Source organism: Bacteroidota bacterium (assembly GCA_034723125.1).
GTDB lineage: Bacteria > Bacteroidota > Bacteroidia > CAILMK01 > JAAYUY01 > JAYEOP01.
This window is the reverse complement of sequence record JAYEOP010000414.1, coordinates 1-9822: the sequence shown is the minus strand read 5'-3', so window position 1 is coordinate 9822 and position 9822 is coordinate 1. Positions and strand designations below refer to the sequence as shown.

The window sequence follows — 9822 nt, the reverse complement described above, 5'->3', positions numbered from 1 at the left end:
ATAAACAACTTAATGACAATTAAATGACAGCGAAGCAAATGACCACTAAATGACTATTGAAACAAATCACCAAATAAACAAATAAACAATTCTTTCATCCGATTGCTTCAGTCATTCTTCCTTCGCAATGATGGTATCTTGGAGCTTTCAAATAAAAGAAGTCAACAGTCCTCAGTCGGCAGTCATCCTGCATCCTGCATCCTGCATCCTGCATCTTGCATCCTGCATCCTGCATCCTGCATCCAGCATCTTACATCCTGTATCTTGCATCCTGCATCTTGCATCCTGCATCTTGCATCCTGCATCTTGCATCCTGCATCTTGCACCTCAATCATCCCCCTCAACTCTCAATTTCACTCCTTCCGAATGGCTATTAAATTCAGGAGCGTACATACTTTGGATAGTTGTAATTCCATTTTGGAAAACACCTGCTTGACTTACACGCAATGAGTATTCAAAAACATAAGTTCCTTTTGGTAGCCAGTCGAAAAAGAAATTAACCGATGCATCTTTAATGCTTTGGTAATAACCCAATCCAGCTTGCCATTTGTAGCCCGATAGATTTTGAATAGGCTCTAAAGAGGTAGCACGCAAATCTTTCATGTGAATAAATTCCATTGCTCTGTCAACTTTCAATACTATTCTGATTTTAACTTTATCTCCGATTTGAAGTGAAGAATTTTCGGTAACTTTATTAATAACAGCTCCTGCATTTGTATTTTTTTCAACAAACACTTCTTTTGTTAAACTTAATGGAGTTTTGTGGGAAGTTATTTTATCCATCTGTTCAAAATATTGCCAATGCATTGCTCCCCAAGCAATTCCTTTATCAGATTTTGATAATTTTATTTTTCCGTATTCAGGTTTTATTGAGTTCTGTTCCCATCTATGTTTAAAATATCCTGTTCCTTCTTCCTTCTGTTCTTTAGGAACATCAAATTTCTTATCATTAATATAAATTTTTAAACCATCACCACTCGAAAGCCAATCATTACCTCTCAGTAGCAAGGCATAACAAGCATCTGCTGTTGATTTTGTAGTCTTCCAACTTTGAAGCTGTTTTTGTTTCAATAGCCAAATTTTCATATCGTTTACTGCATCTTCATCTTTTGTTACCTCATCAAAAGCTTCGATAAGAATTGCCTGTGTTTCAATTGGTGCAGAATACCAGAAATATGAAGAAGCATTTGTTTTCCAATACATTCCAAGTTCTTCATTCGTTGTTGAATATTCTTTTAACGAAGCAATTATATTTTTTGCTACTTCTTCTTTACCTGCTCTTTTTAATGAAAGTGAAATCATAGCTTTAGACATCAAATTTTGCTTTAACCAATATTTTTCCGCTTGTTTTGTCCAATAATTAAATACCTTTAAAACTTCAATGCTTTTATTGATATTCGGATAAAAACTTCGGGAATACAAATACTGAATTTCAAAATATCCGAGATGATTTTTATTCATATCAACTTTGTTTTTTTTCAATTGTTTGTAATCTTTAAGCATTTGATTATCCATGTACCTTATTGCTTTCTCAATCATCTCATCAACATCCTTTTTGTTTTGGATATTCATATTTAGATTTTTCAAATGCCCGAATCCTGAAATAATATATTGAGTAATAAATCTGCTTCCTTTCATGCCTTTAAACCATGCCCATGAACCATCAGAAAGTTGATTATCTTTTAATTTATTTATAGTTTCATTAAGTTGGTTATTGATATTATTTTCATCAAAAAGCAATCCTATAAGTTGTCTTTGTTCTGTTTCATTTTTTCCTGCAAGTACCCATGGAGTTTCTTCGAGCATTAAGGATTTTAGTTCTTCATTCTTTTGTAATGGCGATTTTAAAGCATCAGTATTTTTCCATTTTTCAAAAACATTTTTAATTCTTGCATCTGAGTTAATGATATTACTTGAAATGGTATTTGCATAAAAACGACTAAATAATTGCTCATTACATTCGTAAGGAAATTCAATGAGATAAGGCAAAGACATAACTGCATACCAAGCAGGGTTGGAGCTTATTTCAAGACTAAGAGATTGATTTGTTAAAGTCTTTGATTCCTTTGAATTAATGAGTTTATCAAAAGTAAATGTTTTGCTTTCACCTTCTTTAACATAAAGTGGCAAAGATTCTGTAACAAGGATTTTATCAGGAAAAATAGGAATAATATTTTCTTCACCGTCACTAAAGTTTTGCGTAGAAGCAATTACTCTAAAAACTACCATTTCCAAAGCTTCGGGAACTTTTATTTCCCAAACAAAATTTTTGTTTTCTTTGCTTTTTATTTCAAAATAATATTTTGTGGTTTTTAATCCAAACTTTTTGTCAAGAGGCATTAGGGTATAAGGGTCAAGTAATTGTAATTCTATTTCTCCCTTTTGATTTTTATCCGAAATGTTGCTAAGCTTTGAAGAGTATTTAATTATATCACCATATCTTAAAAATCTTGGGTTGTTTGTTGTTAGCATCAATTTTTTTTGTGTAACAATAAATTTTCTTTTTTTACCAATTTCAAGTTTTTTTGAATGAGCAAGCAACATTAATTTCCATTTTGTAAGTGCTTCTGGTGAGGTAAAATTCAATTCCAATTCTCCGTTTTTATCAGTTTGTAGCTGAGGATAAAAGAATGCAAGTTCTTGCAGGTTCTTCCTAATTTGAATTTGTTCTTTTTTTACATTATACTTTTTATCAGCACCTTCATCTTTAAGAATAAGAGGTTTTTTATATTCAATTACTTCAACTTCTTCCAAAACGGATTCTTTTTCTGCCATGGAATAAACCTGATTACCTCCATTACGTCCCATGTAGCCTAAGTATCCATAGCTCATTCCAAAGAAATTCAATTTGTCATATTTCCTGTCTTTTGAATAAAAGTATTTATTCCAATATTTCGAGAATTCCCCGGAATATGAAATTTGATAATTATAATCATCAGAAAAAATGCTTGACACACCAAAAAAAGGATAAATGCTAAAATTCCAATTATGTGTTTTTATGGCATCAAGTGAAGCATCGTACATTGTAGCAAGAACTTCTGCAAAAGCATTTTCTTTGTTGCTACCTTTAATTTTTATTGTCCATGTTTCTTTTTTCCCGGGTTCTAATTTTGAACGAAATGTTTTAAAACTTATATCCAATTTTTTGTTGTCCCAAGGAACATGAATTCTTGATGTGTATTTATAAATTCTGTTTTCATTAATACTTAAAATATTAATGCTCAATCCACCTCTATGTTCTTCTTTAATAGGGATTTCTATTAACTTTTGTCCATTAGTGAGTTTGATAATTTGTTCATTTATAACTTTATCTTTTCGTAAAATCTTTACTAAAGCAACAGCGTTTGTATCGGCAGAGCCCCAAATAAATTTTGCTTTTTCCCCGGGCTTAGCAGTTGTTTTTACAGGAATAAAATATGAAAATGATTTGATTGCAGATGCTTTGCTTGTCTCATCAAATAAAATGAAAGGTTTCTTAATTTCAACATTATTTCCAAAAGTATCCTTTGCTCTAAAAACAATCTCGTAGCTACCACATTTCAGTGCATTAATTTTATTTTTATCAATCTCTACATCATTAGATGAGTTATGCTTTTGTTGGAACAACAAATCTTTTTTCCTGTGTGTATGGCTATACCCTACAGTTCTATAAGCATCATAAGGAAAATATTTGTCATACTTATTTTTATCAATAATAAATTGGTCGGGAGCACTCCATAACTTATTCCGTAACAGTTTTTCAAATTTTTTAACTTTATAAATGCTTATTTCACCATTAAGTTCAATCGTTGCTCCATCAAGGTTAGTTGTTGTTATTTTAAACTTATTCAATTTATCAGAGCTTACCCAATCATCCAAATCTACAGAAGCGTTAACAGCAACATATCCTGCCTTTACAATTTTGTTTGTACTTTGTGTTTCTCCATTAATATCCGTTACATCAATGTCTATCGAATAGTTAAAAATAGCCTTACTTTCTTTAGAAATATATTTATCAGGACTGGCAATAAAATCAAAAGTAAAATTACCATTATCATCAGTTTCTACAATAGCATGTTTAATTTCTTTTCCGGAGTGTATTGGTTTTGGTCTCCACCAGTCATGCCAATAAGGATATCTTATATTTCGTACAATTCTGTAACTAACTTTAGCATTGGAAATTGAAATTCCCGAGTAGCTTTTAGCTTTTCCTGTAATTGTTACTTTATCACCAAGTTGAAACGAATTCTCTACCTCATCTGTGCTTACTTCAAACTTAGGTCTTTTATATTCTTCCACTGTTATCCAACTGTTTCCATTTTTTTCTACAATTTGAAATCTGCCATTTAACAATCCCGTAGGAATAACAAAACTTCCGTGAAAAGAACCGAAATTATTTGTTTTTACTTTTAGCTTAGAAATCTCTTGACGATTTACATCATAAAATTTAACTGCTGAAGCATAGTTAGTTATTATTTCGCTTTTTGTTTTGTCGTGATTAAATTTCACAACAATTCCTTTAAAATAAACTGTTTGTCCGGGTCTGTAAATACTTCTGTCGGTAAAAAAATATGTTTTCACAAAATCTTTTTTTGACCTTTCATATCCTTTCCCAATCCATTTTGTTGTTAAAAATATATCATCTCTTTTCGTTAATCTAAAATTATATCTTGCTGAAATATGAGTGTTAGCAACATCAAAAAAGCCATCTTTATTAGTTTGTTTTTTAATATTTTCTACTATTTTTTCATTCTTTTTTCGTGTCAATTCAATAGTTACATTCTCAAGTGCTTCCCCTGATTTAGCATCAATAACATAAAATTTATGATTATTTTTATTATCAATTTGCTTTTCTTCTATCAAACTCAATTTTGTAACTTGAAAGAAAGAATATTTTATTTTGTTACTCTCTTTAGTAAAATCCTTATTTGCACTAAGCATTATTGCATATCTTCCATAAGGTAGCTTTGGGATTTTTAATTCAGTGCTGTGATTTTCATAATCTTTAGGAAGCGGTAATTCTGAATCAAATAAAAACAATGGTTCAAATTTTTGGAGTTTGTTGTACAATAAATCTCTTTTCCACCTAAGACTTTGTAATTCATGATATTTGTTTTCATCAAGAGAAATTATTTTAACAAAAATTTTATCAATATTTTTGTATTCAATTAATAGCTTGGAGTATTCATTTGGCAGCAAAGTCTTTTGTAACTTAATGTTCAAATCCTTTTCTTTAATTTGATATTGTAGTGCCAAACATTTATTTCCTCCAATTGAGCCGGAAAAATTTTCTATTGCTTTTTCGCAAAGATTAATTGCTGTTTTTTTTAGTGGAATATTATAGGTTTTTTCCGGACGATAACCATTGTAAACTAATAATGCTTTTTCGTAAATGGCATCAGCAGTAATAGAATTTTTGCTGTATTTATGTTCGATTCTTGTTAATTCATTGTAAAATGCTTTTTCTTTTTCGGCAAATGCGGTATTATCAAAAACATATTTTATTCTTTCAATATCGGAAATGACAAATGCTTCTACATATTTATTATTTTTATGAAAACTTAATAATTCTTTGTAATGTTTAAGAACATTGTGTTTTGATGAGCTTTTGTCTTTGCATTTAATTTCGACATTTATAAAATTTTCAGCATCAACAAGTAATTTTTTTCCTTCTATTTCAAATTCTTCAATTGGTTTTACATTTGCAAATTCATTGCTTTTATAAAAATTAATAGCACGATGAGCCAACACATCAAATAATGTAGGTCGGATTTTTTGGTTAGAATCGCCTTTAATAATTATATCTTTAAATTCTGCTACAGAAATTTTTTGTAATTCCTTTTTTTGCAATAATGATTTTTCGTGCAGATTACTGATTTTTAAGTAGAATGTTTTAGTATCCCATTCTTTAAAATCAGTAGGTTTTTGCCCTTGAATTGCAGTCCTTTCCCAAATTTTATATTTATTATTTTGATAGTAATTTTGATATATTTCTGCTAAAACCGAATTTAAAAGTTGCTTTGCAGGAAATTCCGATTGTGCTATTTCCTCATTTAAAAAGTCAATATTTTTTTGTTTTGCTTCTTCTTCAAACACTCTGCTGTATTTTACAATATGAATAACAGCTTTAAGATGTTGAGAAGCAACTTTGTCTTTTTTCGCAAGAAACAATATTTTTTTTGTAGCCTCTACCGCTGATTTAGGTTTACCTTCTTCTTCAAATTTATTTACTTCTTCCCATAATTCCTTATAGTCAGGATTATTTTCCTTTGAAACAATAGTTGTTGTGTTTTTATCAGGAATTTTGTTAGAGCATGAATATAGAAAGGTGGTAAAAACAAATAATACAAATAGTTTTTTCATTGTGATATTTTTTTTGAATTTGAAAGATACAAAACAAAAACTAATTCGTTTAAGAAAAATTTAAACAAAAAAAAATCCCGATATCAAATGACATCGGGATTTGTAAAAAAATTAGAAAGAATGATTATTTAGTAAGAGTAATTCTCTTAACTGAAATATCGTTATCTGTTTGAATTCTTACGAAATACAATCCATTACTAAATTCTCCTAAATCAATTTCATAATTAACTTTTGTAATGTTTCTTAAGTCAATTGTTTTTATTGTTTTTCCTAATGTATTTACAATCTGTACATTAATATTTTCTGCCTTTGGCAATTCAATGTCAAGTACAAATATTCCTTTGGTAGGATTAGGATAAACACTAATTAATTCAGATAATCCTGTTTCTTCTGTTGCATCGTATTTGTAAGCACAGTAAGCAACATCAATATAACGTACTACTTCATCAGCAACGTTGTTTGATCCGTCTGTTATGTTATATCTAATTGCATAAAAGCCTTCTCTTCTGTTTATTAGATAGTCAGTAAAGTAAGAACCTGTTCTGTTAACATCAGTATTTGTATAGCTATAATAATTATCACTAACAGTTACAGAGTCGGTTAGAACTTCTTCGTATCTGCAAACATTTTCAACTGATAAACCAATTAAAGTAATAATGGGTTTTTCAGTGTCAACAACTTTGATATAAAGTGTGATGCTTTCAGTGTTGAAAGAAGCATCTGTTACAGTATAAACTGCATCATAAACACCTAATGTAGTGGCTTCTCTGCTTGGGAATGTAGTAATAAAAGAACCTGTTTCTAAAGCATTCAAACCTTCATCATAGTTATCAGTAATTTGTAGATTAGGTAATTCAAATCTGTCAAATACTTCAACAGTAATTGTATCTCCATCATTATAATTATAAGTAATAACAGGAGCAGTAGTATCAACAACATTTACTGTTCTTGAAACCGTAACAACTCCGTTTCCGTTGCAATCTGTAACATCATAATATAATGAATAACTACCTAATTTTTCAGTGTCAACACTACCTCTTACAGAAACAATTATATCTGCACTATCGCAGTAATTATCACTTACATCAACCCATTCGTCATTAAATTGATTGTGTACTTCAATAGTTACAATTGAATAACCTTTAAGGCTAACTTGTGGTAATGTTGTATCACCAACAACAATTTTTCTTGAAACAGTGTCAGTATTTCCTTTGTTGTCGTAAGCAACATAATTCAGTATGTATTCACCTAATTCATGGAAATTAACTGTTCCGAGAATCAAAACAGTGTCTAATCCGCTACAAGTATCATCAGCAGTATATCCGGGTTCTACATAAGCATTATGAACTTCATTGTAATAAACAGCATTTCCAACAAGTGAAACTGTAGGATTAATGTTGTCGGCTTCAACAATAACTACTCTTGTTTTTGTTGCTAAATTATCTCTGCTATCTTTTGCTTCATAAGTAACATAATAAATACCTTCTTCAGAACAATCTACATTATTACTTACTAAGCTTGCTGTTACAATACCGTCAATATTGTCAAGTGCTGAAGCACCTGCTTCGTTATAAGGACATGTACACTGATCAAGTGTAACAGTATCTTGTCCTATTAAAGTAATAATAGGAGGTGTTGCATCAGGTCGTATAAAAATTCTGTAATCTTCAATTTCACCAAATAGTCTTTCACCACATGGGTCATTTGACATACTTCCAAGACTTGTTGCCACTCTCATTCTTGTAGCACCTTCTGTAGCATTAGCAGGAATTGCTATTGAATCTGACCAAGAGATTGTTTGTGCTGAACCTTCTTGTGCAACTATTTCACTAGCATCAAATTCTCCATCAATATCAAAATCAATCCAAACTTTTCTGTTCATTGCATTGTAAGTAGTATTTCTTTCAAGAGTAATTAGATATTTACCTTGCAAATCAAGTGCTGTGGCACTTGAACCTGAATAATCTGTATATCCTTGACTTCCGATTTGTGATGAGTTGTTAATATCGGCAATTACTACTCTGCTTATTCCAATATCAGGATTTAAATTTTTAACATTAGGATAACAATAATTAATAACATAAATAAAGCTGTCTTTTGTTATTGTACTATCTTTTCCAAAATATCCACCTTTAAGTGTAACGTGATAATAACCTGTGTCATTAAATGTTACCTGAGGATTTCTTGAATTAGGGAATCCATTTACAGCGGTAAATGATGTTGGAGAAATTGACCATTCCCATGTATTAATACAACCTTCGGATAAGTCGGTAAAAGTTACAACGTCTTTTGATACAACAGGTCTTGTAACATCAGCAGTAAAATTAGGTATAGGTGCAGTATTTGGTTGTTTAACGTAAACGAATTTTGTAAATGTACTATCACCACCACAACTTGTAACTGTTAGTTTACATTTAACAGGATTATTCCATGGAAGAAACATATATGAAAATTCTCCATCTTCACCATAAGAATCTACAAATCCGTCATTATCAAAATCCCATGAATAAGAATAATTATCATTTTTTGTTAGATTTTCAAAAAATACTGGTGCACCAAGACAAACAGTGTCAGGTCCTTCAAAATATGCATTAGGTTTAGGATAATTTCCTTCCACTCCAAACCATTCACCTTCAAAACCAGTATTGGTACCGGAAGCATTTGATTCCCATTCAATAAATATGTAACCTGTATTTGATGTATAAGAGGTATCCATATTATTAGATCCAAGATTACCTGTAATACCATTTGTTCCAAAAATACTTTGATTCCAAAGTGGTGTACCTGTATTGTCTTTTCCTTCATAAATTCGGAAATAGTCTCCTGAACTTACTTTAAATTCTGAGAATGAAAATGTTAATTCTTCTGCACAAGGTGTAAGAGCAATTTCACAATTTTGATTATCGATATAATTAGATTGTGGTCCACCATCATCATAAAGATATCCGAAAATTGAATTGGATACTGATGGCATTACATACATACACATCCATTGTGATGGTTTAACAATAATATACTCCTCTTTACAAGTACTACTAGCTCCTTTAATATTTGAAGCGGTCAAACAAATTTTATATTGTCCAGGATAATCAAAACTTATCAATGGATTTTGTGATGTTGGAAAAGTTGGTGGGATATAAGTAATAGTTGACATCCAAACACCTAATCCTCCATCATAAACAGAATCAGGTGATACAGTCCAACTCCATGAACTTGGGCAATTTGTTGAAATATCTGTAAATTGTACAGGATAATATGTTTGAACTAAGTTTAAGTCAGCAATAAAACTTGCATTTGGAGCAGCACTAGGTGTATCAATAACAATTATTTTTGTATATGTATCTGTACCTCCACAATTTTCTACTGTAAGTGATATTGTATCGGAATATGTTCCTGCTCCAAATGTTGTAGTATAATGTAAGTCATTTGTTTTGAATACTCCATTGTGATACCACCAATAACCTTGTTTAGCATCTTTTG

At 30.6% G+C, this 9822-nt stretch carries 3 protein-coding genes; all 3 read right to left on the bottom strand.

Annotation, left to right across the window (positions count from 1 at the left end; all coding sequences use genetic code 11):
* Positions 1–182 precede the first annotated feature (182 nt).
* Positions 183–335 carry a phosphotransferase gene (locus U9R42_11030; protein MEA3496559.1) on the bottom strand — a complete coding sequence of 51 codons (153 nt, stop codon included), beginning with the start codon at positions 333–335 and terminating at the stop codon, positions 183–185.
* Entirely contained in the window at positions 328–6342 is a 6015-nt protein-coding gene (locus U9R42_11025) for an alpha-2-macroglobulin family protein (GenBank protein ID MEA3496558.1), read from the bottom strand. The genes U9R42_11030 and U9R42_11025 overlap by 8 nt, the downstream gene beginning before the upstream one ends.
* 124 nt (positions 6343–6466) lie before the next feature.
* Positions 6467–9822: DUF5011 domain-containing protein (locus U9R42_11020; GenBank protein MEA3496557.1), on the bottom strand; the 3356-nt coding region annotated here is incomplete at its 5' end.